Below are 23,887 nucleotides of genomic sequence, written 5' to 3' on the forward strand. Positions count from 1 at the left end.
AGGAGTTCTGAAATGGCACATAAGAAGGGTGCATCCAGCTCGCGCAACGGTCGCGATTCGAATGCCCAGCGGCTCGGTGTGAAGCGCTTCGGCGGTCAGACCGTCAAGGCCGGCGAGATCCTGGTTCGCCAGCGCGGCACGCACTTCCACCCCGGCGTCAACGTCGGCCGTGGCGGCGACGACACGCTGTTCGCCCTCGAGGCGGGCGCGGTGCAGTTCGGCACCAAGCGTGGTCGCAAGACCGTCAACATCGTGGTTCCGGAGCCGGTGAACGCCTGACCGGCGCACCGGAGCCATTCCACACACTTCGAAGCGGGTCAGGGTGAGGAACCCTGACCCGCTTTGTGTTTTGAGACAATACGATGCAGCTCACTGATCTGTGATCGTCCGCTCTGTGATTCGCGGCTCATCTCGTTCCGGAAAGACGGAGCGGGGGAGCGAAGCGGAGGAGCGGAGGAGGGAAGAACGAGACCTTCAGGGCCGCGAACCCGCCGGAGCGAAGCGGAGGCAGAGGATACAGCATGTCCAAATTCATCGACCGTGTCGTTTTGTACGTGCGCGCGGGCAAGGGTGGGCACGGGTGTGCCTCGGTGCGGCGTGAGAAGTTCATGCCCCTGGGCGGCCCGGACGGCGGCAATGGCGGCAATGGCGGGGACGTGATCCTCGAGGTCGACCCCAATGTGCACACGTTGCTGGACTTCCACTTCCACCCGCATGCCAAGGGCGGCAACGGCAAACCCGGTGAGGGCGGCAACCGCAATGGCAAGCAGGGCGAGGGGCTGCTGCTGAAGGTACCGGACGGCACCGTAATCATGAGCACCGACGGTGAGGTGCTGGCCGACCTGATCGGGGTGGGTTCGACGTACGTGGCGGCCCAGGGCGGCCGCGGCGGGCTGGGCAATGCCGCGCTGGTGTCCAAGTCGCGCAAGGCGCCCGGTTTCGCGCTGCTCGGCGAGGACGGCCAGGAGCGCGAGCTGGTGCTCGAGCTGAAGTCGGTGGCGGATGTGGGCCTGGTGGGCTTCCCGTCGGCCGGCAAGTCGTCGCTGGTGTCCGTGCTGTCGGCGGCCAAGCCGAAGATCGCGGACTACCCGTTCACCACGCTGGTGCCGAATCTCGGTGTGGTGCAGTCGGGTGACACCACCTTCACCGTGGCCGATGTGCCCGGTCTGATCCCGGGTGCGAGCGAGGGCCGCGGCCTGGGCCTGGACTTCCTGCGCCATCTGGAGCGCTGCGCGGTGCTGGCCCATGTGGTGGACTGCGCGACGCTGGAGTCGGGCCGTGACCCGGTGTCGGATGTGGACGCGCTGGAGGCCGAGCTGGCCGCGTACCAGCCCGCGCTGGTGGGCGACGCCGGTCTGGGTGATCTGGCGGATCGCCCGCGCGTGGTCATCCTGAACAAGGCCGATATTCCGGATGCCGACGAGCTGGCCGAGTTCGTGCTGCCGGAGTTCGAGAAGCGCGGCTGGCCGGTCTTCAAGATCTCGGCGGTGAGCCGGGAAGGCTTGCGGCCGTTGACCTTCGCGCTCGCGGAGATGGTCGCCGAGTACCGGGCGGCGCACCCGAAGGCGGAGCCGAAGCGGCAGATCATCCGCCCGGTCGCCAAGGGCGACAGCGGTTTCCGGGTCATCGAGGATCCCGAGGTCGAGGGCGGCTTCATCGTCATCGGCGAGCGGCCCGAGCGGTGGGTGCACCAGACCCAGTTCGACAATGACGAGGCCGTGGGCTACCTGGCCGACCGGTTGGCCCGCCTCGGCGTCGAGGACGAGTTGGTCAAGCTCGGCGCGGAGCCGGGTGCGTCGGTCACCATCGCGGATTACTGCTTCGATTGGGAGCCTTCGATCTCCGCCGGTGTGGAGACGCTGATGACCCGCCGCGGTGTGGACCCGCGTCTGGATCAGACCGAACGCATCGGCGCCGCCGAGCGCAAGCACGCCTCGCGCGTGCGCCGCGGCCTGGTGACCGAGGACGACGAGTAATACAGTGCCGCAGGGTCGTTCGCAATGGAGCGGGCAGCCGGTGCGGTTGAGCAACGGATTCGGGTGCGACGGCGCTGCGGTGCCGCGGGCGAATTGAGGTGTGGTGCAAGTGGGTTCGGGCGGCACTCAGGTGACGGAACAGGGCGCTGGACTCGAGGAGCTCGGTGCCGGATCTGCAGAGCTCAGTGCGGCGCGGCAGGCGATCGCGTCGGCGCGCAGTGTGGTGGTGAAGATCGGCTCGTCGGCGCTGACCTCCCTGGAGGGCGGCCTGGACACCGGCCGGCTGGACCGGCTGGCCGATGCGGTCGAGGCCCGCATGCGCGCGGGATCGGATCTGGTGGTGGTGTCCTCGGGCGCCATCGGCGCGGGCATGGCCCCGCTCGGATTGTCCAAGCGCCCAAGGGATCTCGCCACCAAGCAGGCCGCCGCGAGTGTCGGGCAGCTGGCGCTGGCGCACGCCTGGGGCACCTCCTTCGCCCGCTACGATCGCGTGGTCGGCCAGGTGCTGTTGAGCGCGGGCGACTTCGGTCGTCGTGAGCCGCACCGCAACGCCCAGCGCACCCTCGACCGCCTGCGCTCACTGCACGCCATCGCGGTGGTGAACGAGAACGACACTGTCGCAACGGAAGAGATCCGGTTCGGCGACAATGACCGGCTGGCGGCGCTGGTGGCCCACCTGGTCGGCGCGGATGCCCTGATCCTGCTGTCGGATGTCGACGGCCTCTACGACGGCGATCCCCGCAAGGGTGCCGCGAACTTCATTCCCGAGGTGCGCAGCAGCGCCGACCTGGACGGCGTCATCGCCGGATCCGGTGGTGCGCTGGGCACCGGCGGCATGGCCTCGAAGCTGTCGGCGGCCCGTCTGGCCGCTGATGCCGGCGTGCCGGTACTGCTGGCCGCGGCTTCGGATGCGGCGGCGGCTCTTTCGGGCGCGACCGTGGGCACCGCCTTCGCCGCGCGTCCGGTGCGGCTCTCGGCTCGCAAGTTCTGGGTCCGGCACGCCGCCGACGCCCGGGGCGCGGTGCATCTGGACGCGGGCGCGGTCGCGGCCGTGTCGGAGCGCCGCCACTCGCTGCTGGCCGCGGGTATCACCGAGGTGGCGGGTCACTTCTATGCCGGTGATGTCATCGACCTGATCGCGCCCGACGGCCGGGTCGTCGCCCGCGGCGTGGCCGCCTACGACAGTGATGAGCTGGAGACCATGAAGGGTCGTTCCACCACCGCCCTCCCCGACAGCATGCAGCGCCCCGTGGTGCATGCCGACGATCTGGTGAAGGTCTAGTCACCGCCCCGGTCGAGGTTTGGTCGACGATCTGGTGAAGGTCTGGTTTCGCCCGCGGCACACGATGGCGAAGTGCCGGTTACGGGCGAATTGCATTGGGGGAGAGGCGAAGTAACGCCACGAACCGGTCGGTTGGTCCCTCGGGCGAGGGGCAGGGGGAGGGCGGGGGAAGGGCAGTGGGCGGGACGGCCCGGAGGTTCATGCTTGAGGAGCACCCGGTGCCGCATCGAGATGTGCCCTTCGCCGATAGCGGTTGCCTGGATCCGGCGCGGTCCGCCCTTGCCGCGCCGGGCTCGCGGTCCGGTGATCGCCCGCGGCTCCGGGTGCGCCGCACCGCCCGTGGAGGTAGGTATGTACGTACCGCAACCTGATAGGACACAGCTGTGGCTGGCGAGCGGCCGTGACACGAGTTTCGAGGAGAGGTTCGCCGAACGCCCACTACTGCCCGATTGGCATGAACTGCTGGCCGCCTTCTGCGGCCACATCGGTGATCAGCCCGAGGACCACGCGGTCACCCGCTGGGCCCGGGCGCTGGCCGAACTGCACCTGCAGCGGCGGGAGCAGTCCGGCAATGCGGGCGGGATCGACGAGCTACGCGCTCAACTGGTCTCGTTCATCGACGAGTGGGTGACGAGCCGGGCGCTGCCGAGGGGTGCAGCGCGGGCCGAATCCCTCGGGGCCGTGGTGGATGCCATGGCGGCCGCCCATGTGCGCGCCGTGCATCTGCTCCGAACGGCAGAGAACGTATCGGACGAACAAGTACACGCCGCCTGGTTCCTGCTGGCGCAGATGGCGGACGGCTGGACCGATCGGGCCGCAGGGGTTGTCGGCCCGAGAATCCGCCGCTCCGCCTGATGCGCCGGCGCGGCAACCGCATCCGGGTGGCGGGAGCCCCGCGCCGGGCGTGTGACCTTGCGCCGCACACGCCCCGCGGGCGCCCCACCGACCAGGCGGGCAGGCCCGATCACCACGCTGGATGGGCCTCGATCACGCAGTCGGGGGCGGCGGTCGCGGTCACCCCGGTGAGCACGAATCCGCTGCGGGAGAGCAGGTTTCCGAATTCGATCTGGGTGCGTTCCCGGCCGCCCCGGGTCTGGATCAGCATCTCCAGGTCGATGATCTTGCCCGGGTGGGGGCGGTGGTGTTGCGGCATGACCATTTCGATGATGAGCAGGCGCGCCTCGGATCCCATCCCGGCGCGGACGGTGCGCAGGATGCGTTCGGCATCCTCGTCCGACCAGTCGTGCAGAACGTGTTTGAGCAGGTAGGCGTCGGCGCCCTTGGGGACCGAGTCGAAGAAGCTGCCCGGCTCGAAGGTCAGCCGGCCGGTCAGGCCCGGCCCACCGAGCTCTTCCTCGAGGCCTTCCCGCACGCGGGGCAGGTCGAAGACGGTGCCGCGCATGGCGGGATGGTGTTGCAGGATGTCGACGAGCAGGCTGCCGCGCCCGCCGCCGATATCAACGATCGAGCCGAACCGGCCGAAGTCGAAGGCGGCCTGCAATGGCTCGTTGGACAGACTGCTGACGCTGGCCATGGCCCGGTCGAAGATCTCCCCAGCCTCGGGGTGCTTGTCGGCGAACTCGAAGAACTCCATGCCTTCCAGCTCGGGCCAGAGTGAGCCGCCGGACCGGACCGAGCCGCTGAGGTGCGTCCAGTGCTTGCGATGCAGATCGGCCCCGAAGAACAGCAGCAGATCCCGCAGCGAGACCGGCGCATCGGAACGCAGCCCCTGCGAGATGCCGGTCAGCTCGTACGCGCCGTCGCGGCGCTGGGCGAATACGCCCGCACTGATCAGCAGGCGCATGAGCCGCCGCAGCGCGTCCTCGTTCGCGCCGACCGCCGCTGCGAGGTCGGCCGGCTGCCTGGGGCCTTCGGCGAGCGCGTCGGCGATGCCCAGCTCTGCCGCCGCGCAGGTGGCCTGACTGAGATATCCGGCCGTGGTCAGTTCCAGGAGCGCGATGTGCCCGGGAACCATCCGACGATGCAGGGCGTACAGGCCGTCGCGGACCCAGGTGATGGCGCGCAGGAACGGCAAAGGTGGAGCCTTGAGTGATGCGGACGCCATGATGAACTCCCCGGGATCGTTCGGCGACTGCGGGATTTGTGTGAGCCTACGCGCTGCGGTCCTGGTGGGCAGTGGTTTCCGCGACGGCCGGGCAATCAGCCCGGCGTGGCGCGGGTCAGGCGGCGGTGAAGGCGGCGGCGTTCTCGCGGGCCCACTGTGTGAACGTGCGGCCCGGGACGCCCAGCAGGGTGTCGGTGGTGTCGGCCGGGGTCTGGGGCTGCTCTGTGGTCAGCGCCCAGATGGTCAGCAGGGCGTCCACGATGTACGGCGGCATGGTTTGCGACAGCTGCGCTCGCGCCTGCTCGGGGGTGATGGTGACGATCGGGATTTCCCGGCCGATGGCCTCCGACAGCGCAGCGATCTGCGCGCGGAAGCTGATCGCCTCTGGGCCGGTGAGACTGACTGTGCGGCCGCGCAATTCGGGGCCGGTGAGGGCGGCGACGGCGATATCGGCGATATCCAGCGGGTGGATCATGGCCAGGGCGGCGTCCGGGTAGGCGTGCTCGATGGGCTGCCCCGACGAGACGGCCGGGATCCAGCCGAAGGCATTGCTGTCGAATCCGCCGGGTCGCAGGGTGGTGGTGGCGAGAGTCGAAGCGGCGAGCGCCTTTTCGACCGCCAGGTGGCTGGCGCCGATGGGATTGGAGGCGGCGTCGGGAGAGTCGACCGCGGAGGATGACAGCAATACGACGTGCTCGACTCCGGCCTGCTCGGCGGCCCGCACGAAGGCGTCCGCGGTGCCGGGGTCGGCGTAGAGGAAGACCTGGCGCACGTTTTCCATTGCGGCGGTGAGGCTTTCGGGATCGTCGCCGCGCAGCGCGACGACCTCGATCCCGGCGGGGAGGTCGAGGGCGGACGGGTCCTTGCTGGCCGCGCGGACGGGCAGGCCCCGGGCGTGCAGGGTGGTGAGGACGGCGCGGCCGATCTGGCCGCGGGCGCCGGTGACGAGGATGGTCATGGCGTACTCCGATCGAGTGGAAATCCATGCAGATGGACAAATGCATGCTGTCATGCACACATTTGCGAGTCAACACATATGTTCTCGAATGCATGCAGATACGATGTGCTCCATGACCCAGGACGACCGCACCCCTGACGAGCTGCTCGATGCCATCGGACCGGCATTCGGCAAGCTCCGCCGCGGCGTCCTCCAGGAGGTCGAAGTCCCCATCAGCACCAGGGATTCGACCCGGGCCCTGCTGCTGGGCATGGTGCTCGGCTGCCCTCAGGGCCCCGGCCAGGACCCCCGCGACCCCGGGCAGGAGATGACGGTCGGCGGTATCGCAGCGGGTATGTGCGTCGATCCCTCGGTGGCCAGCCGCATGGTCACCGACAGCATCAAAGCGGGCTACCTGCGGCGGGTCCCCTCCCAGCTGGACGGCCGCCGGGCGGTCCTCGAGCTGAGCGAGCAGGGCCTCAAGTTCATGCGCGACTTCCGCCGCCGGCAGCGTGCCGCGTACGAGTACATCACCGCCGAATGGCCCGAACAGGACCGCCTCGACTTCGCCCGCTTGATGCTCCGCTACGTCGACGCCATCGACAATCTCAAGAACCGACGCCCACCCGCCGACGCCTGAGCTCGCGGGTGATCAGGACGGGGTGGCCAGGGCGAAGGGGAGGACCGCGGCCGCGCCCGCGGCGCGGAGCGTGCGGGCGGCCATGGTGAACGTCCATCCGGTGTCGGTCAGAGTGTCGACCAGCAGGATGGGGCCATCGATCGCGCTGAGATCCGGTGTCTCCCAGGCATTGTGGAGGGCGGCCACCCGATGGGCCGAGTTGGCGGCCGAGACCGGTGGCAGGTCGGGGCGCAGGTGGAGGACACCGAGGTCCGTTAGGCGGCCGACCTCGGCGAGGCGGGCGGCCAGTGAGCGGGTCAGGATCGGGTGGGCGCCGGCGTCCAGAGCCATGACGGCGGTGGGGCGCTGGGCCCAATTCCATTCGCGCAGCACGGTGGTGCAGGCGCGGAAGACGTCATCGGGGACCGGGGCGTCGGGGCCGTCGAGAAGCGGGCGCAGGCGCTGACCCCAGCCGAGGTTGCTGAGGCGGCCCAGGACGCGGCCGGTCTCGGGGCCGTCGGTGATCTTGCCGGACAGTGGGATTCCGAGTTTGGCCAGGCCGGTGGGCCACTGCTTGCGGGGCGCGAGATCGATGCCGGGCCGGTCCAGGCGGGTGCGGATCTCGGCCAGGTCGGTGGCGTCGACGGCGATGTCCGGGCGAGTGCCGGTGCAGTTGTCGCAGCGGCCGCAGCGGGCGTCCGAGGTGAGGCCCGGATCGTCGAGTTGCCTGCGCAGGAACGTCATCCGGCACTCGGCGGTGGACTCGTAGTCGATCATCGCCTGCTGCTCGGCCTCGCGCGCCACACTGAGCCGCTCGTAGCGTTCGGTGTCGTAGACCCAGGGCTGACCGGTGCCCAGCCAGCCGCCGCGCACCCGGCGCACCGCGCCGTCCACGTCCAGCACCTTGAGCACCATCTCCAGGCGGGAGCGGTTGAGCTCCACCAGCGGTTCCAGGGCGGCGGTGGACAGCGGCCGGTCGGTGTCGAGGGCGGCGAGCACGGACCGCACGATGTGCTCGCGCGGGAAGGCCACCGACGCGAAGTAACTCCAGATCTGCCGGTCCTCGTGGCCGGGCAGCAGCACCACCTCGGCCCGCTCGGTGCCGCGGCCCGCGCGGCCCACCTGCTGGTAGTAGGAGATGGGGGAGGAGGGCGCGCCGAGATGTACGACGAAGCCGAGATCCGGCTTGTCGAAACCCATTCCGAGCGCGGAGGTGGCGATGAGCGCCTTCACCTCGTTGTTCAGCAGCGCGGCCTCGAGGGCTTCCCGTTCGGTGGGGTCGGTTTGCCCGGTGTAGGCGGCGACGTGGTGTCCGTGCGAGTTGAGAACGTCGGCGAGATCGTGGGCCGCGGCCACCGTGAGCGTGTAGACAATGCCGGAGCCCGGCAGTTCGTGCAGCCGCCGGCTGAGCCAGGCCGTGCGCTGCACCGCGTCGGGGATGCGCGCCACCGACAGATGCAGGGACTCCCGGTCGAGGGTGCCGCGCAAAACCAATGTGTCCGTTCCGATCTGGGTCGCCACATCGGTCACCACCCGGTCGTTGGCGGTGGCCGTGGTCGCCAGTACCGGCACCTCGGATCCGAGATCGGCGATGAGCGTGCGGATCCGCCGATAGTCCGGCCGGAAGTCGTGACCCCAGTCGGACACGCAGTGTGCCTCGTCGATCACCACCAGCCCCGCGTCCGCGGCCAGCTTGGGCAGCACCGAATCGCGGAAGTCCGGATTGTTCAAGCGCTCCGGACTCACCAGCAGCACATCGACATCCCCGGCCGCCACCCGCGCGTGGATCTCGTCCCACTCGGTGACGTTCCCCGAATTGATGGTCGCCGCAACGACTCCCGCGCGTTCGGCCGCCGCGACCTGGTTGCGCATCAGGGCCAGCAGCGGCGACACGATCACCGTCGGCCCCCGTCCCTGCGCCCGCAGCAGCTTCGCCGAGATGAAGTACACCGCGGACTTGCCCCATCCGGTGCGCTGCACCACGAGTGCCCGCCGCCGCCGCACTACGAGCGCCTCGATTGCGATCCACTGATCCTCGCGCAGCCGCGCCTGCGGCCCGGCCAGCTCCCGCAGCAGCGCCTCGGCGTCCTCCCGCAGGCCGCCCGCGCGAACCGGATCCGATGCCGCCGAGCTGGGGTCGGCGGCTTCGGGCGACGGCCGGGACGTGCCGGTCGCCGTCGAGGCCGGAGGGTCGATGGCGGGCGGGGTGGCGGGGTCGGTCGAGGTCACGCGCTCCATCGTGCCCCACCGCGCCGACACCGCCTGCCCACCGCCCGGATTTTCGGCCGACTTCGCACCCTTGCGTGCCGCCCGCGCGGGCGACCTGCGCTGTCGCCGGGGCGGGCCGCCGATCAGCGCCCGGCGGCCAGGTGGGCGTCGACCAGCGTGCCGACCAGGCGATCGAGGGGAAGCCAAGGGAAGCTGGGCCGGTCCTGACGCAGCGTGATGAGGCCGTGCATGCCGGCCCAGAGGCTTTGCGCCGTGGCTTCGGGATCCGGTGCGCCCGCGGTGGCCGCGGTCTCGATCAGGAGATGAATGGTCGGGAGCCCGGGGAGTTGGCCGGCGGTGGGTTCCCAGCCGGGGGTTCCGGCGGTGCCGAACAGCACGCGGTAGTGGCCGGGATTGGCGACGCCGTAGTCGACGAACGCGTGGCACAGCGCCGAAAGACGCGCCGCGCCATCGGGTTCCGGGATGAGGGCGAGGGCGGTGAGCAGGGCGTCGCGGAGCTCGGCGAAGCGCACCGTGTAGACGGCGGTGAGGAGTTCGCGTTTGTCGGCGAAGTGTAGGTACACGCTCTGCGGGGCGACGCCGGCGGCGCGGGCGACGGCGCGCAGGGACAGCGCCTCCTGGCCGTCGAGATCTTCGAGGAGACGGCTGGCGGCGTCGACGAGTTCGTCGCGCAGGCGCGCGCCTTCGCCCCGGCGATTGCGGTGGCGGGCGGTGGTGGATCGGTCGGGCACATTGACAGGGTAACAAGACGGGCGTCTACTTACATCGTAAGTAGACGCCCGTCTTGTTAGGAAACACCATGCTCACGGTGACCCGCGTCGTCCATGCCAGCGCCCTCCTCGATTTCGGGGGAGCCCGAATCCTCACCGACCCGTGGCTGTCGGAGACCCGGTTCTATCGGCAGGGCGAGCCACGCGCCTTCGCCACCGCGACCGACCTGCCGGAGTTGTCCGGAATAGTGATCAGCCACGGCCATTACGACCACTGTGACCTCGGCGCGCTGATCTCCTATCCCGATAAATCAGTGCCATTCGCGGTGGTGCCGGGTCTTGCGATGAAGGTCCGCGCGGCCGGATTCACGAATGTGGTCGAGCTGGCGCCCTGGCAGCGCACTCACCTCGGCCCGGTCGAGGTGACGGCCGCTCCGGCCAGTCACGGCGTCCCCGAGGTGACCTTCGTGCTGCGCGCCGACGGCCACACCGTCTTCTTCGGTGCGGACACCCTGCGCATCGCCGAACTCGACGAGATCGCCCGGCGTTTCCCGGAGTTGGATCTGGCCCTGCTCCCGGTGAACGGCCTGCGCATTCGCCCGGCGCTCAACAGGCAGGTGGTCATGGACGCGGTCGAGGCTGCCGATCTGGCCCGGGTCCTGCGTCCGCGTGTGGCCGTCCCTATCCACTACGCCTTCTCCAGCGGACCTCTCGGCGACCGCCTCATGACCAAGGGTGATCGGAACGGGGCCGAGCACTTCCGTGCCGCCGCAGCGGATCTCGCCCCGGAGACAACCGTGCAATTACTCCGAACCGGACAAACGTCGGCCCTGTAAAACACCAGTGGAGACCGCGTTGGTTGCGGTGGGGTCAAGATCGCGCGGAATCCCGTGCGGGGACGGACAATAGGGTTCCGGGCACGAAGGGCGTCCCGGATGCGCAGGGAGACGCAGATGCCGGAGAAGTTTCCGTCGCCCGCGGGGTGGACTCCGCCGGGTGCAGAGTTTCGCAGTAGTGGAGGTGTTTCGCGGACGGTGACCGGCGCGCTGGTGGGGTTGATCCTGACCCCCGTCGGCATCGTCCTGGCCGCCCGCGGCGCGGCCGGGACCAGGCAGTGGACGATCCTCGGGGACTTCGCCGACCGCGTCGGCTCCACCGTCGAGATCCTCATTGCCGCGGTGGTGTTCCTGCTGGTGGCGGCCCTGGCCGCCTATTCGCCGGCGGGCACCATCATCGCCGGGCTGGTATGGGGGGTGCTGCCCGGGATCATCCATTTCATCTTCCCGGACGACACCTTCCGCCTGATCGGCGATCTGCCGGTGTCCGACGACATGCACATCGCGCTGTTCCAGTGGCTGCAAACGGGATTCCCGCTCATCGTGGGCATCCTGCTGGTGGGTGCGGGTGCGGCCGCGACCTTCCGCCGCCGCTGACCCCGATCAACCCTTCACGCACAGCACCTGCCGCAGCGTGGCGACAATGTCGACCAGGTCGGACTGCGCCGCGATGACCTGGTCGATGTCCTTGTAGGCCGCGGGGATCTCGTCGATCACCCCGGCGTCCTTGCGGGACTCCACGCCCTCGGTCTGTGCGACCAGGTCGGCCACGGTGAACTGGCGCTTGGCCGCATTGCGGCTCATCCGCCGGCCCGCGCCGTGCGCCGCCGACTGGAACGAGGCCGGATTCCCCTTGCCTCGCACCACATATGAGCGCGTGCCCATCGACCCCGGAATCAGCGCCAGGTCGCCCGCGCCCGCGCGCACCGCGCCCTTGCGGGTGACCAGCATGGGCATGCCGTCGATGACCTCCTCCGCCACATAGTTGTGGTGGCAGGAGATGGGATCGTCGAATCGCACGTCCAGACCCTCGAATTCGTCGCGCACGGCCCTGCAGACCAGGGCGAGCATGACGGCCCGGTTGCGCGCCGCGTACTCCTGCGCCCAGGTCAGGTCATGCCGGTAGGCGTCCATTTCCGGTGTTCCGGACAGGAATACCGCCAGGTCGCGATCCGGCAGATCCGCATTGTGCGGCAGTTTGCGGGCCGCGGCCATGTGCCGCTCGGCGAGTTCCTTGCCGATATTGCGGCTTCCGGAGTGCAGCAGGATCCAGACTCGCTGCTCGGTGTCGATGCACAGCTCCTGGAAGTGGTTGCCGCCGCCCAGCGTTCCCATCTGCTTGTGTGCCTTGGACTCGCGTGCGTGCACGGCCGGATCCAGCGAATCGAACGTCTTCCAGAAGCGCTCCCACCCCGCGCGCAGGGTGGTGCCCGCCGCGCGCTGACCGAAAACCTCTGCGTTCAACCGGTTCACGTTCACCGGGTCGTGGTGGGCCGCGAACCCCACCGGCAGGACCGCCTCGATCCGTGACCGCAGCGAGTGCAGGTTGTCGGGCAGATCGGCCGCGGTCAGCGAGGTGAGCACGGCCTCCATTCCGCAACCGATGTCCACGCCGACCGCCGCGGGCGCGACCGCGTCCTTCATGGCGATGACCGAGCCGACCGTCGCGCCCTTGCCCAGGTGCACGTCCGGCATCACCCGTACCCCGTATACCCACTTCAGTTGCGCGATGTTGCGCAGCTGCTGCAGCGCGGCCGGTTCGACCTCGTGCTCGTGGGCCCACATGAGCGTCTGCGCCCGAGTACCGCGCAGCTCGACGGGAAACATGGGACTGTCCTTCCTCTCGACTGCCGTCCACGGTAGGTCCACTTCCCGTCCCAGTGCACCTATTTATCCGGCGGTCAGGGTTCGACGAAGTCGGCGGCCAGGCCGCACAGTTTCCAGGAGCCGGCGCGGCGGACCATGGTTCCGGTGTAGTCGACGTCCTTGAAATAGCTGCGGTATTTCTCGGGGACGTTTGTGAAGGTTTCGTGGAATGCGAAGGTGGCGGAGTTCGGGTCGGTTTGGGTGACTCCGGTGACGGTATTCGTGTAGCCGGCGTTCTTCACCTCCGCACCGAGTGATTTGTCGAATTGCGGGGTGTATTGGAAAACGATTTCGTCGATGGCGTCGGGGGTTTCGGGGCAGACCAGGGAACGGAAGCCCTCCCAGTCGCGGGCATTGGAGGTGGCGGCGACGGCTGTGGCGGCATTCACCAATTCCGGGTCGAGGGTGGTCGGATCGCCGGGAGTGACCGTTTTATCCGGCGCATTGAACACCACCGGGGCCGGCAGCGGTTGGTATCCACTTGCGGTGAGATGGGTATCCATGGCGCGCCGCCAGCTGCCGTCGTCGATCATCATGCGGATGACCGCGGTGATGCGGCTCTGCAATTCGAGATCGCCCTTGTGCACGCCGACCCCGTAGCGCTCGCGCGTGAAGCGGTGCCCGACCACACGCAGCACGCCCGGGTGTTCGTGGGCGTATCCGGCGAGGATGACATCGTCGGTGGTGACGGCGTCGATGGTGCCCGCGATCAGGTCGGCGACGCACTGCGCGTAGGTGTCGCGGGTGGTGAGCTGCACGTTCTGGGCGAAGCCGCGCCGGATCTTGTCCGCGGAGGTGGAGCCCTCGGCGGTGCAGACGGTGCGTCCGTCCAGGTCCTCGGGCTGGTCGATGGCGCGTTCGCCCTGCCGCACCAGCAGGTCCTGCCCGGCCAGCAGGTAGGGCCCGGCGAAGGAGACCAGCTGCTGGCGGGCGGCGGTGATGGAGTAGGAGCCGACGATGAAATCGACTGCGCCCGAGTTCAACAGGTCCTCGCGCTCATCGGAGCGAGCCTCGCGCCAGGTGATGTGATCGGGGGTGACGCCGAGCTTGCCGGCGATGTAGACGGCGGTGTCGACATCGAAGCCGTAGAGTTTGCCGTCGGGTCCCCTGACCGCCAGCCCGGGTTGATCGGATTTGATGCCGATGGTCAGCGTCCGCGGTGGCGGCGCATCGTCGGGTTTCGGGGTGGTACCGCAGGCTGCCAGTGCCAGTCCAGCCGTAACCGCGACGGCGCGGATCGCACGCTTCATCGAATCCGATCTCCTGTCGTCAACTCGTGCGGATGAAAGTCGAAGAACAGCCCCGGGCCGAGGTGCGGAGAGCAACCGGTCGGCACATGGTGCATCAAAGCATCCGAGTTGAGAAAACGTGCGGACATCGCCGAACTGGACGCGCGATTCGCCCGCGCTTCAGTTAATTCCGCAATATTTCAGCGATTATTGCTCCAGATTTGCGAATGGCCCGTAGCACGCTGCCGCGGGCCGTTCGCGAACTCGGGACGATCGGGAGGCCCGACGATATCGTGCGGCTGCGGGGTGGAGGAGAGACGGCCGGGAAGGACTCCATCTTGATGTACTCGGCGAATTTCGGGTGCTCGGGTCGGAGATCGTCTGCAGCGGACCGGCATTGGCCTCGAATCCCCGGACAGGCCGGTCTCCGCTGGTTCCGGCCGGTCAGCGCGGGGTGCGCAATCCGTCGGTCATCACCGCGAAGGTGCGCTCGCGCAGTCCCGGGGTTGCGCCCGCGTCGTGTGCGGCGAGGAAGATGCCCTTGATGATGGTGAGCAGGTCGCCGACGCTGATGTCGGGCCGCACCGCGCCCGCCTGCTGGGCGCGGGAGAGCAGTGCCGCCAGCGCTGCTTCGAGGTCGCGCGAGACCGTGTGCGGGTATTCACCGCCGGTGGCGCGCAACGCATCCGCGAGGTCGCGCTTGACGCCGCCCTGCAGGACCAGCTTCTCCAGGAATTCGAAGAACGCCGTCCCCGGATCGTCGGCGGTGGTCAGGTCGCGGGCGTGTGCGGTGATCTTCTCGACCTGATCCAGGATGGCGGCCTCGAAAAGCGCCTCCTTGGTGGGGAAGTGGCGGTATACCGTGCCCGCCCCGACACCGGCCCGCCGGGCGATCTCGTCCAGTGGCACCGAAAGGCCTTCGGCGGCAAAGGCTTCCTGGGCAGCGGCCAGCACCCGCTCGCGATTGCGGCGCGCATCGGCGCGCAGGGGTCGATCCGTCACTCCGACAGCCTACCCACCCGTTGACAAGCGGGGCGCACGCCCCGAATACTAATCGGGTCCAACGTTCCGTTTTTGGAGGCAGTCGTGACCACTTCCGTAGAAACCCCTCGTGACCTTGTCGAACAGCTGTTTCAGAGCCTGCCCTCGCGCGATGCCGACCGGTTCGTCTCGCTCTTCGATCCGGATGCCGTGTTCGAGATCCCGTTCCTGATTCCCGGCGAGCCCACCCGCATCGAGGGCCGGGAGGCGATCCGTGAGTACCTGGCCTCCCGCTGGTCGGGCATGCCGAGTCTGGAGCTGCACGGCATCCGTCCGGTCGTTCACGAGACCGGCGATCCGGAGCTGTTCATCACCGAGGTCGATATCGACATCACCCGACCCGGACAGCCGCGGGCCTGGGTCCGCAGCTCCGTCAATGTGATTCGGGTGCAGAACGGCCTGGTCACGCTCTTCCGCGACTACATGGACACCGGTCGGATCCTGACCATGCGGCAGGAGCTGCAGGGGTGAGGGTGTGACTTCGATTACCCACCCGATCGTCGACGAACAGTTAGTGCATTAACTATTATTGCCCTAACCAAGACGATCGAGGAGGGCTGAGCGGTGGAGTTGGAGGTCGAAGACCCGCTGCGGCTGGACCGGCAGGTGTGCTTCGCGCTGGCGGTGGCCAATCGGGCGGTGCTGGCGGTCTATCGGCCGCTGCTCGAGCCCATGGGTCTGACGCATCCGCAGTATCTGGTGATGCTGGCGCTGTGGGGTGAGGCGCCGATGTCGGTCAAGGACATCGGCGAGGCCATCCAACTCGACTCGCCGACGCTCTCGCCGCTGCTGAAGCGGCTGGAGACGGCCGGGCTCATCACTCGCCGGCGCGACAGCCACGACGAGCGCAATCTGGTCGTGGATCTGACCGACGCCGGGCGGGAATTGCGCACGGAGGCGGAGAGGATTCCGCCGGCGGTGGTGGCTCGGTTGGGGGTGAGCCTGGCGGATCTCGAGGAGCTGCGCGAGGTGCTGAACCGGGTCAACACCGCGGCGCGGCGGTCGGTCTTGGCGGATGGCGAGCAGGCCGGATCAACGAAGGGAAACCGGAAATGAAGCGCCCCAACCCTGTTCAGTGGCTCGGCTATTCGTGCGGGCACGTGCTGCCCGAAGATCTGCACGAGTGGGTGCGCAACGACCTCACCGGACCCTGGGCGGTGCCGCGGCACATCGTGCGGCAGCTGGTGCCGCTGGTCCCGGTGTTCGCGCTGGCCTTCCTGCTGCCGGGTGAGCTGTGGCTGAAGCTGGCGGTGATCCTGCTGGGCCTGCTGCTGGCGCTGTTCTACATCGTGGCCTACATGCCGATGAACCGGGCGCACCGGTTGGTGAAGCACGGCTTCCCCGAGGACCTGGAGAATCCGGTGCGGGCTGCCCGCCGGGCCGCCGAACGGGCGGCGTACGAGGCCCAGTACCCGCACTGAGCCTCGAAAACCGGTGCTACTGCCCGCTTTCGGTGCAGGTGCTGGCAACGACGTGGGCGGCGCGGGGTTGCGCGCTGCCCAGGTCGGGGAATGGGGGAGCGCTCTGGCCGAGCCCGGTCACGGCGTTCTGTTCGGCCTCGTCGAGGCTTGCGCCCTGGGCCCAGCCCCAGGTGCCGTCCGCGCCCTGGGCGACCGCGCCGCAGCCGCCGGTGAAGCGGAGCACGATCTCACAGTCGTAGCTGGCGCAGTCGTGGATCGCGGCGGCGTCGGCGGTGACCTTGTTGGTGCCGATGTCGGCGACCGCGGCGTTCCTCAGCCGGGACAGCGCGAGTGTGCCGAAGGATTGGGGTGCGGCCCCGGCGGATCCCGCCAGGGCCGCGGTGAGGGTGATGGCCGCGGTGAGAGCGGCTGCCCCCGTGGCGAATCGGGCATGATTCGTCGCCGAGGGAATAAGGCGTGCGACCGGCAAGAGAATTCCTGACGTTTCAGATATGTGAACGCAGGTGATGCTAACCGGTCGGCCCGTGAACCAACGGGGAATTTTCAGACGACGGGTGTGCGGGCCAGCGCCCGGCGCAGCGCGGTGAACGCGGTCGCATTGGCGCGCTGGGTTTCTCGCAGATGGAAGGCCATCGACATGAACCCGTGCACGGTGCCGTTCCAGCGGTGGATCTCGGTCTCGACGCCCGCCTCGCGCAGCCGCTGCCCGTAGGCCTCGCCCTCGTCGCGCAGCGGATCGAATTCGGCGGTGGCGATGTGGGCGGGCGGGAGTCCGGTCAGGTCCGCGATGGTGGGATTGGCGTACGGTTCGGACTTCTCGGTGTCCGAGACCAGGTACTGCTCCCAGTACCACCGCATGTGTGCCGCGGTGGTGAAGTAGCCCTCGGCGTTCTCGGTGTAGGACGGGCGATCGCAGTTCGGGTCCAGCATTGGGTACATGAGCAGCTGGAAGGCGATGTCGGGACCGCCGTTGTCGCGCGCGGTGAGGGCGGCGACGGTGGCGAGATTGCCGCCCGCGCTGTCCCCGGCCACCGCGATGCGATCGGGATCCCCGCCGAGCGATTCGGCGTGGTCGGCGACCCAGCACAGGACGGCGTAGGCGTCGTCGGCCGCGGCCGGGAAGCGGGCCTCCGGGGCGCGGCGGTAGTCGACCGAGACCACGATGACCCCGGCCTCATTGGCCATGGTGCGGCAGAATCGATCGTGGGAGTCCAGGCCGCACAGCACGAATCCGCCACCGTGGTAGAAGACCACCACGGCCGGAACGGGTTCGGCGTCCAGCGGCCGATACAGGCGCACCGGCACCTCCGGCGCGTCTTCCGGCCCCGGCACCAGCCATTCCTCCACTCCCGCAACGGGAATCGGTTCGACGGCGGCGGCGGGGCGGGCGGCCAGGAAGGCCCGCGCTTCGGCGGCGTCGAGCACCTCGGTGCCCAGCGCCGGGAACGCCGCGGTGGCGGCGTCGACGAAGGTCTGCCATTCGGGGGACAGGGTCATTGCGGGCCTTCCTGGATCGCGCTGTCTTACTGCATGTTCCGCGGGATGAACTTGCCCGCGGCGAGACCGCCGTCGACGGTCACCTCGGCGCCGGTGACGTAGGCGGAGGCGTCGGAGGCGAGGAAGGCGACCAGTTCGGCGACCTCCTCGGGCACGCCGGTGCGCTCCAGCGGCAGGGTCGGGAAGCTGCCGGGGCCGGTGGTCAGGTAGGGCACCATCGGGGTGGCGATGGGGCCGGGATGCACGGAGTTGACCCGGATCTGGGCCGGGCCCAGCTCCAGGGCGGCGATCTTGGACAGGCCGCGCAGGCCCCACTTGGAGGAGCCGTAGGCGCTGTGGTTCATCAGGCCCTCGAGCCCGGCCTGCGAGGAGATGTTCACGATGGAGCCGCCGCCGGCCGCGGTCATGGCGGGCAGCACGGCCTTGATGCCGTGGAAGGCGCCGACCAGGTTGACCTTCAGAATCCGTTCCAGCTCTTCGGCGGTGGTCTCGGTGAGCGGCTTCATGATGTAGATGGCCGCATTGTTCACCAGCACGTCCAGCTTGCCGAAGGTGTCCACGGCGACCTTGACCGCGGCGTCCCAGCTTTCGGCGTCGGTGACGTCGTGGCGCACGAAACGTGCGGCGTCGCCGAGGGATTCGGCGAGCTCCTTGCCCTCGGTCTCGAGCACGTCGGTGATGACCACCTTGGCGCCGCGTTCCACGAAAAGTCGCGCCTCGGCCGCACCCTGGCCGCGGGCGGCGCCGGTGATAAGGGCGACTTTTCCTGTCAGATCAGCCATTTCGACTTCTTTCTGTGTCATCTACTTGTCGGTCGTCTATTGGTTACGGAAGTGGGGGATGACCTTCTCGCCCCACTGACGGATGGTTTCCAGGCACGCCTCCTGGGGCACGGTGCCCATCTGGATCAGGCACAGGATCTCGTCGGCCCCGGCCTGCTGGAGTCGTTCGACGTAGGCGATGGCGTCGTCGGCGGTGCCGTAGGCGTGCTCGGTATTGAAGATGGCGGTGGATCCGGTCTTCACCGGAATCTTGGCCTCGTGCAGGTAGGCGACGTGTTCGTCGGCGACCTGCTTCATCTTGGCGATCTCGTCGACGGCCGGGTCCACGGCCTCGTCGGGGACCGGGCCCGCGCCGTAGTAGTACTTGATGGACTGGGCGAAGAAGCGCTGGCCGCGTGCGCCGATCTGCTGCGCCTTCTCCCGATCGTCGAGGACGATGGTCGGGCACAGCGCCGCGAAATGATCGTTGACCACGGTGGAGACGAAGCGTTCGCCGGTGCGGGCCGCGATGGCCTCGTCGTAGATGCCCCGCAGTTCGGCGATCTCCTCGATGCCCGCGAAACCCAGGACCAGCGCGCCGATTCCGTACTCGGCGGCCAGCTTCAGGGTGTCCTTCTTGGTGCAGGCCATGAACAGCGGGGGATGCGGGCGCTGCACCGGGCGCGGCAGCAGGTGGTGGGGGTCGATGTCCAAAAGCTCGCCGTGGTACTCGAATTCGCCCTCGGGGTCCTGCCAGGCCGCCGCGATCATGCGCAGCGATTCCTCGACCTCCTGATAGGTGCGGTCGGGATCGACTCCGCACATGGAGGTTTCGACCGCGGTCGCACCGCGGCCGGCCCCCAGGTTCAGGCGGCCGCCGGAGAGCACGTCGAGCATGGCCGCGCGTTCGGCGGCGCGCACCGGATGATTGAAGCCGAACGGCATGCACACCACGCCGTGCCCGATGCGCACCCGCGAGGTCTTGGCGGCCACCCAGGTCAGGAAGATCTCCGGCGCGCTCATGTGTGCGTACCACTTGAGCCCGTGGTGCTCGACCGCCCACACCGCGTCGAAGCCGAGCTGATCCGCGAGCACGGCCTGATCGACGCAATCGCGCAGGACCTGGGCCTCGTGCGCGGCGGTGGGGTCGGTCATCTGCGCTTCGAAGATCATCGAGAACTTCATCCGGGGCTCCTTGCCGCGACGCTTCGTCACCCGTCCGGGCGCTTATGCCTAACCGGAATACAACTGCACCCATAGCCTCAGGTCATGGGTCTGTCTCAGTGGCCGGGACCACATCGTGCCGGGGTTCCGCATCGGGACTTAGCGTCGGTTGACGAGCAGCGGAAGGGATGGAATCGGTGGGACAGCTGGACGGCAAGGTGGCGCTGGTGACGGGTGGCGCCCGGGGCATGGGAGCGGAGCACGTGCGCCGCTTCGTGGCCGAGGGCGCCAAGGTCGTGTTCGGTGATGTGCTGGACGATGAGGGCAAGGCGTTGGCCGCGGAACTCGGCGCCGCCGTCCACTACGTGCACCACGACATCACCAGTGAAAGTGACTGGCAGGCAGCGGTTTCCGTGGCGACCACCATGTTCGGCAAGCTGGATGTGCTCATCAACAATGCCGGCATCCTGCGGTTCAAGCGCATCGTGGAGATGAGCCTGGACGAGTTCAACACCATCATGAACATCAACGTCACCGGCGCTTTCCTCGGCATCAAGACGGCCGCGCCCGCGCTCACCGCCGCCGGCGGCGGGTCCATCGTGAACGTGTCCTCGGTCGAGGGCTTCGTCGGTGCGGCCGGTCTCTCCGCTTACAGCGCGAGCAAATTCGCGCTGCGCGGGCTCACCAAGTCCGCCGCCCGGGAACTGGGGCACTCGGGTATCCGGGTGAACTCGATTCATCCCGGCGGCATCGCCACCCCCATGACCGCGTCCGTCGCGGGCGCGTCCGGGGTGGACGGCAACACCTTCTTCTCCGAATTGCCCATTCCGCGCTGGGGTCAGCCGGTCGAGGTCTCCGAGGTGGCCCTGTTCCTGGCCTCGGACGCCTCGAGCTATTGCACCGGAGGCGAATTCGTCGTCGACGGCGGCATGCTGACCAGCTGCGGCTACTAAGGAACGAGATTCATGGAATTCGAATTCGACGTCGTTGTGGTGGGTTCCGGCGCGGCGGGCATGACCGCCGCGCTGACCGCCGCCTACCGGGGCCTGTCGGTGACCCTCATCGAGAAGAGTCGCCTGTTCGGCGGGTCCACCGCGCGCTCCGGCGGCGGCATCTGGGTGCCCAACAACCCGGTGCTGCAGGCCGCGGGTGTGCCGGACAGCCCCGAGCTGGCCCGGACCTACCTGAAAGCCGTTGTCGGCGACCGGGTTCCGGAGGCCAAGCAGCGCGCGTTCCTGGAGCAGGGTCCGGAGATGTTCCGCTACATCGGCGCTCGCTCCAAGCACTGGGACTTCGCCTACGACCGCGGCTACTCCGACTACCACCCGGAGTTCCCGGGCGGTCTGGCACAGGGCCGCAGCATCGAGCCCAAGCCGATCGACGGCCGCCTGCTCGGCGGGGATCTGCACAAGATCAACCAGCCGACCATGTCCGCACCCAAGGGCATCGCCATCACGGTCAAGGACTTCCACGACCTGAACATGATCGCGCGCACCTGGACCGGCAAGAAGACCGCCATGAAGGTCGGTGCGCAGACCGCGCTCAACCTGATCAAGGGCGCCAAGCCGCTCAGCCTGGGTAAGGCCCTGGCGGCCCGGCTGTGGCTGTCGCTGCGCGACGCGGGCGTGCCGGTGTGGCTGAACACGCCGCTCACCGACCTGATCGTCGAGGGCGACACCGTGGTCGGCCTTCGCGCCGAGCACGAGGGCCGTCCGGTCACCATCAAGGCGCGCCGCGGCGTGGTGCTGGCGGCGGGCGGCTTCGAGCACAACCTGGAGATGCGCAAGCAGTACATCGACGGGCCACAGAACACCGGCTGGACCGTCGGCGCGACCGAGAATGTCGGCGAGGGCATCGTGGCGGGCCAGAAGGCCGGCGCCGCAGTGGATCTCATGGACGACGCCTGGTGGGGTCCGTCCGTGCGCAACCCCGACGGCCCGCCGTTCTTCATGCTGGCCGAGCGCTCGCAGCCGGGCGCGATCGTGGTCAATGCCAAGGGCGAGCGCTTCGTCAACGAGTCCGCGCCGTATGTGAACGTCGTGCACACCATGTACGAGGAGGAGAAGAAGGTGCCGGGCAGTATTCCAGCGCACTTCATCTTCGACCAGAACTTCCGCGACCGGTACCTGTTCCTGGGCAACTTCCCCAAGCGGCCGCTGCCCCAGAAGTACTTCGACGCGGGAATCATCAAGCAGGCTGACACCCTGGCCGAGCTGGCGGACAAACTGGGCATCCCGGCGAACAAGTTGGCGGCGACCGTCGAGCGCTTCAACGTTTTCGCTCGCAAGGGCCGTGACGAGGACTTCCTGCGCGGCGACTCGGCCTACGACCGCTACTACGGCGACCCGACCGTCCAGCCCAACCCGACCCTGGCCCCGCTCGAGCGCGGCCCGTTCTACGCGGTCGAGATGGTGCCGGGCGACCTGGGCACCAAGGGCGGCCTGGTCACCGACGAGCACGCCCGGGTGCTGAACGACCAGGGCGAGGTCATCCACGGCCTGTACGCGGCGGGCAACAACTCCGCCGCCGTCATGGGCAACGACTACGCCGGCGCGGGCGCCACCATCGGACCCGCCATGGTGTTCGGCTATATCGCGGCCAATCACCTGGCCGACGCGGAATCCGAAGCGGCACAGGAGAACTGACATGGGACGGGTTGATTCGAAGGTCGTCGTCGTCACCGGCGGTGCGCGCGGCATGGGGGCGGCCTTCGCCCGCAAGCTCGCAGCCGAGGGCGCGCGGGTGGTGATCACCGACGTGCTCACCGAGGCCGGCGAGGCCGTCGCGGCCGAAATCGGTGACGCCGCACGGTTCTTCCCGCTCGACGTGACCGACGAGGCGGCCTGGAACGACGTGGTCGCGCAGACCGAGGCCGCGTTCGGCCCGGTCTCGGGCCTGGTCAACAATGCGGGCATCGTGCACGTCGACCCGATCGAGAAGCTCTCGGAGGCCGACTACCGCAAGGTGATCGACGTCAACCAGGTCGGGGTGTTCCTGGGTATGAAGGCTGTGATCGGGTCCATGCGCCGGGCCGGGGTGGGTTCCATTGTGAACATCTCCTCGACCGGTGGCCTGATCGGCTACTCCAACATCCTGGGTTACGTGGCCTCCAAGTGGGCCGTGCGCGGCATGACCAAAACGGCCGCACAGGAATTCGCGGCCGACAATGTCCGCGTCAACTCTGTGCACCCGGGCATCGTGGCGACCGAGATGGTCGCGGCCTCCGAGCGGTCGGCGAACATCGCGGCCAATCAGCCCATCGCCCGCCCGGCCACCCCCGAGGAACTCGCCAACATGGTGCTGTTCCTCATCTCCGACGACTCCTCCTACAGCACCGGCGCGGAATTCATCGCGGACGGCGGCTTCACCACCCAGTAACAACTCCGCTGCGAGACAAGGAAACACCCATGAAGGACTTCCACGGCAAAGTCGCCGTAATCACCGGTGCGGGAGCGGGCATCGGCCGGGCGCTGGCCCTGGAGCTGGCCCGGAACGGGGCGCAGCTGGCCCTGTCCGGGCGCAATCTCGACAATGTCGCGGAGACCGTGGCGCTGTGCGAGAAGGAGGGCGCCAAGGCCCGTGCCTACAAGCTGGATGTGACCGATCGGGCGGCCGTATACGCGCACGCCGATGAGGTGGTCGCGGATTTCGGCAAGGTCAATGTCGTCATCAACAATGCGGGCGTCTCGCTGACCGCCAATATCGAGGAAGTCTCCTGGGAAGACCTGGAGTGGATCTTCGGCATCAACTACTGGGGCACCCTGCACGGCGTGAAGGCGTTCCTGCCGCACGTGATCGCCTCCGGTGACGGGCACATCGCCAATGTCTCCAGCATGTTCGGCCTGGTGGCCTGCCCCAGCCAGGGCGGCTACAGCTCCTCCAAGTACGCCATGCACGCCATCAGCGACGCCCTGCGCCAGGAGATGATCATCGCCGGCCACAACGTGGGCGTCTCCAGCATCCACCCCGGCATGATCAAGACCGAGATCGCCTGGAAGGCCCGCGCCGCCGCCACCCGCGACCGCGACGACCTGGCCGCCAACTTCGACCGCCTGGCCCAGACCAGCCCCGAGGACTGCGCCAGGACCATCGTCAACGGCATCCGGAAGAACAAGCCGCTCATCCTGATCGGCAAGGACGCCAAGGCCATGAACATCATGCGCCGCCTGCTCGGCTCGGGCTACATGAAGCCCCTCACCGCCCAGATGCGCAAGGAAATCTGACCACTCTCGGAGCTCCCGTGCGCCGGTGCGT

Annotated in this window: 25 protein-coding genes; 14 read left to right on the forward strand and 11 right to left on the reverse strand. The window is 68.5% G+C overall.

The annotated features are described in order from the left end of the window. The first annotated feature begins 12 nt into the window (after positions 1–12). From rpmA to ABZ909_RS30255, 4 genes are all read left to right on the forward strand, one after another. Positions 13–279 (forward strand): 50S ribosomal protein L27, encoded by a 267-nt coding sequence (gene rpmA, locus ABZ909_RS30240; protein WP_040806195.1) that lies wholly within the window; start codon positions 13–15, stop codon positions 277–279. A gap of 242 nt (positions 280–521) precedes the next feature. Further along, positions 522–1,976 carry a GTPase ObgE gene (gene obgE / locus ABZ909_RS30245; protein ID WP_357006183.1) on the forward strand — a complete coding sequence of 485 codons (1,455 nt, stop codon included), beginning with the start codon at positions 522–524 and terminating at the stop codon, positions 1,974–1,976. A gap of 202 nt (positions 1,977–2,178) precedes the next feature. Beyond that, positions 2,179–3,258 (forward strand): glutamate 5-kinase, encoded by a 1,080-nt coding sequence (proB, locus tag ABZ909_RS30250; RefSeq protein WP_357006331.1) that lies wholly within the window; start codon positions 2,179–2,181, stop codon positions 3,256–3,258. Positions 3,259–3,609: 351 nt separating this feature from the next. Further along, positions 3,610–4,113, forward strand: a complete 504-nt coding sequence (locus ABZ909_RS30255; protein ID WP_357006185.1) for a DUF4254 domain-containing protein — start codon at positions 3,610–3,612, stop codon at positions 4,111–4,113. 109 nt (positions 4,114–4,222) lie between these two features. Here the strand turns inward: ABZ909_RS30255 and ABZ909_RS30260 are convergent, their stop codons facing one another. Continuing rightward, on the reverse strand, positions 4,223–5,323 hold the full coding sequence (locus ABZ909_RS30260; RefSeq protein ID WP_357006187.1) for a methyltransferase: 1,101 nt from the start codon (positions 5,321–5,323) through the stop codon (positions 4,223–4,225). A gap of 115 nt (positions 5,324–5,438) precedes the next feature. Beyond that, positions 5,439–6,281, reverse strand: a complete 843-nt coding sequence (locus ABZ909_RS30265) for an NAD(P)H-binding protein (protein ID WP_357006189.1) — start codon at positions 6,279–6,281, stop codon at positions 5,439–5,441. Positions 6,282–6,393: 112 nt separating this feature from the next. Between ABZ909_RS30265 and ABZ909_RS30270 the strand changes: the two genes are divergently transcribed. After that, positions 6,394–6,900, forward strand: coding sequence for a MarR family winged helix-turn-helix transcriptional regulator (locus tag ABZ909_RS30270; RefSeq protein ID WP_357006191.1), 507 nt, complete (start codon positions 6,394–6,396; stop codon positions 6,898–6,900). 12 nt (positions 6,901–6,912) lie between these two features. On the opposite strand, the gene ABZ909_RS30275 is transcribed toward ABZ909_RS30270, so the two are convergent. Together ABZ909_RS30275 and ABZ909_RS30280 are read right to left on the reverse strand one after the other, a co-directional pair. Beyond that, the gene (locus tag ABZ909_RS30275; RefSeq protein ID WP_357006333.1) at positions 6,913–8,976 is read right to left on the reverse strand and encodes a RecQ family ATP-dependent DNA helicase; all 2,064 of its coding nucleotides are present in this window, start codon (positions 8,974–8,976) and stop codon (positions 6,913–6,915) included. 254 nt (positions 8,977–9,230) lie between these two features. After that, positions 9,231–9,839 carry a TetR/AcrR family transcriptional regulator gene (locus ABZ909_RS30280; RefSeq protein WP_357006194.1) on the reverse strand — a complete coding sequence of 203 codons (609 nt, stop codon included), beginning with the start codon at positions 9,837–9,839 and terminating at the stop codon, positions 9,231–9,233. Between the two features lie 68 nt (positions 9,840–9,907). Between ABZ909_RS30280 and ABZ909_RS30285 the strand changes: the two genes are divergently transcribed. Both ABZ909_RS30285 and ABZ909_RS30290 read left to right on the forward strand, forming a co-directional pair. Further along, positions 9,908–10,654, forward strand: a complete 747-nt coding sequence (locus ABZ909_RS30285; protein WP_357006197.1) for an MBL fold metallo-hydrolase — start codon at positions 9,908–9,910, stop codon at positions 10,652–10,654. 198 nt (positions 10,655–10,852) lie between these two features. Continuing rightward, positions 10,853–11,251 carry a hypothetical protein gene (locus ABZ909_RS30290; RefSeq protein ID WP_354834858.1) on the forward strand — a complete coding sequence of 133 codons (399 nt, stop codon included), beginning with the start codon at positions 10,853–10,855 and terminating at the stop codon, positions 11,249–11,251. Positions 11,252–11,257: 6 nt separating this feature from the next. Here ABZ909_RS30290 and ABZ909_RS30295 read toward each other — a convergent pair whose 3' ends face one another. The 3 genes from ABZ909_RS30295 to ABZ909_RS30305 all read right to left on the reverse strand — a co-directional run bounded on the left by ABZ909_RS30295 (position 11,258) and on the right by ABZ909_RS30305 (position 14,751). After that, a complete protein-coding gene (locus tag ABZ909_RS30295) occupies positions 11,258–12,481 on the reverse strand; it encodes an RtcB family protein (RefSeq protein ID WP_357006200.1) in 1,224 nt (407 codons plus the stop codon). Between the two features lie 74 nt (positions 12,482–12,555). Further along, positions 12,556–13,770: a glutamate ABC transporter substrate-binding protein gene (locus ABZ909_RS30300; protein WP_357006202.1), complete on the reverse strand. Its 1,215-nt coding sequence runs from the start codon at positions 13,768–13,770 to the stop codon at positions 12,556–12,558. A 423-nt stretch (positions 13,771–14,193) separates the two neighbouring features. Beyond that, the gene (locus ABZ909_RS30305; RefSeq protein WP_357006204.1) at positions 14,194–14,751 is read right to left on the reverse strand and encodes a TetR/AcrR family transcriptional regulator; all 558 of its coding nucleotides are present in this window, start codon (positions 14,749–14,751) and stop codon (positions 14,194–14,196) included. A gap of 84 nt (positions 14,752–14,835) precedes the next feature. On the opposite strand from ABZ909_RS30305, the gene ABZ909_RS30310 reads away from it, so the two are divergent. From ABZ909_RS30310 to ABZ909_RS30320, 3 genes are all read left to right on the forward strand, one after another. Continuing rightward, positions 14,836–15,261 (forward strand): nuclear transport factor 2 family protein, encoded by a 426-nt coding sequence (locus ABZ909_RS30310; protein ID WP_357006206.1) that lies wholly within the window; start codon positions 14,836–14,838, stop codon positions 15,259–15,261. 99 nt (positions 15,262–15,360) lie between these two features. Beyond that, entirely contained in the window at positions 15,361–15,846 is a 486-nt protein-coding gene (locus ABZ909_RS30315; RefSeq protein WP_357006335.1) for a MarR family transcriptional regulator, read from the forward strand. Further along, a complete protein-coding gene (locus tag ABZ909_RS30320) occupies positions 15,843–16,211 on the forward strand; it encodes a DUF5313 family protein (protein WP_357006209.1) in 369 nt (122 codons plus the stop codon). Before ABZ909_RS30315 ends, ABZ909_RS30320 begins: the two co-directional genes overlap by 4 nt. Positions 16,212–16,227: 16 nt before the next feature. On the opposite strand, the gene ABZ909_RS30325 is transcribed toward ABZ909_RS30320, so the two are convergent. From ABZ909_RS30325 to ABZ909_RS30340, 4 genes are all read right to left on the reverse strand, one after another. Continuing rightward, the gene (locus tag ABZ909_RS30325; protein ID WP_357006212.1) at positions 16,228–16,680 is read right to left on the reverse strand and encodes a DUF4189 domain-containing protein; all 453 of its coding nucleotides are present in this window, start codon (positions 16,678–16,680) and stop codon (positions 16,228–16,230) included. A 74-nt stretch (positions 16,681–16,754) separates the two neighbouring features. Continuing rightward, positions 16,755–17,708, reverse strand: a complete 954-nt coding sequence (locus ABZ909_RS30330; protein WP_357006215.1) for an alpha/beta hydrolase — start codon at positions 17,706–17,708, stop codon at positions 16,755–16,757. A 26-nt stretch (positions 17,709–17,734) separates the two neighbouring features. After that, complete coding sequence (locus ABZ909_RS30335; RefSeq protein ID WP_357006218.1) at positions 17,735–18,490, reverse strand: glucose 1-dehydrogenase; 756 nt, start codon at positions 18,488–18,490, stop codon at positions 17,735–17,737. 36 nt (positions 18,491–18,526) lie between these two features. Beyond that, complete coding sequence (locus ABZ909_RS30340) at positions 18,527–19,654, reverse strand: LLM class flavin-dependent oxidoreductase (RefSeq protein WP_357006221.1); 1,128 nt, start codon at positions 19,652–19,654, stop codon at positions 18,527–18,529. A gap of 167 nt (positions 19,655–19,821) precedes the next feature. Here ABZ909_RS30340 and ABZ909_RS30345 point away from each other — a divergent pair, with 167 nt between their 5' ends. The 4 genes from ABZ909_RS30345 to ABZ909_RS30360 are packed head-to-tail and all read left to right on the forward strand — an operon-like array spanning position 19,822 to position 23,856. After that, the gene (locus ABZ909_RS30345) at positions 19,822–20,586 is read left to right on the forward strand and encodes a glucose 1-dehydrogenase (protein WP_357006224.1); all 765 of its coding nucleotides are present in this window, start codon (positions 19,822–19,824) and stop codon (positions 20,584–20,586) included. Between the two features lie 12 nt (positions 20,587–20,598). Continuing rightward, positions 20,599–22,278: a 3-oxosteroid 1-dehydrogenase gene (gene kstD / locus ABZ909_RS30350; RefSeq protein ID WP_357006227.1), complete on the forward strand. Its 1,680-nt coding sequence runs from the start codon at positions 20,599–20,601 to the stop codon at positions 22,276–22,278. Position 22,279: 1 nt separating this feature from the next. Continuing rightward, positions 22,280–23,011: a glucose 1-dehydrogenase gene (locus ABZ909_RS30355; RefSeq protein ID WP_354834892.1), complete on the forward strand. Its 732-nt coding sequence runs from the start codon at positions 22,280–22,282 to the stop codon at positions 23,009–23,011. A 29-nt stretch (positions 23,012–23,040) separates the two neighbouring features. Next, entirely contained in the window at positions 23,041–23,856 is an 816-nt protein-coding gene (locus ABZ909_RS30360; RefSeq protein WP_357006230.1) for an SDR family NAD(P)-dependent oxidoreductase, read from the forward strand. Positions 23,857–23,887 lie beyond the last annotated feature (31 nt).

Origin of the sequence: Nocardia sp. NPDC046763, assembly GCF_040645495.1 — a bacterium.
Taxonomy (GTDB): domain Bacteria; phylum Actinomycetota; class Actinomycetes; order Mycobacteriales; family Mycobacteriaceae; genus Nocardia.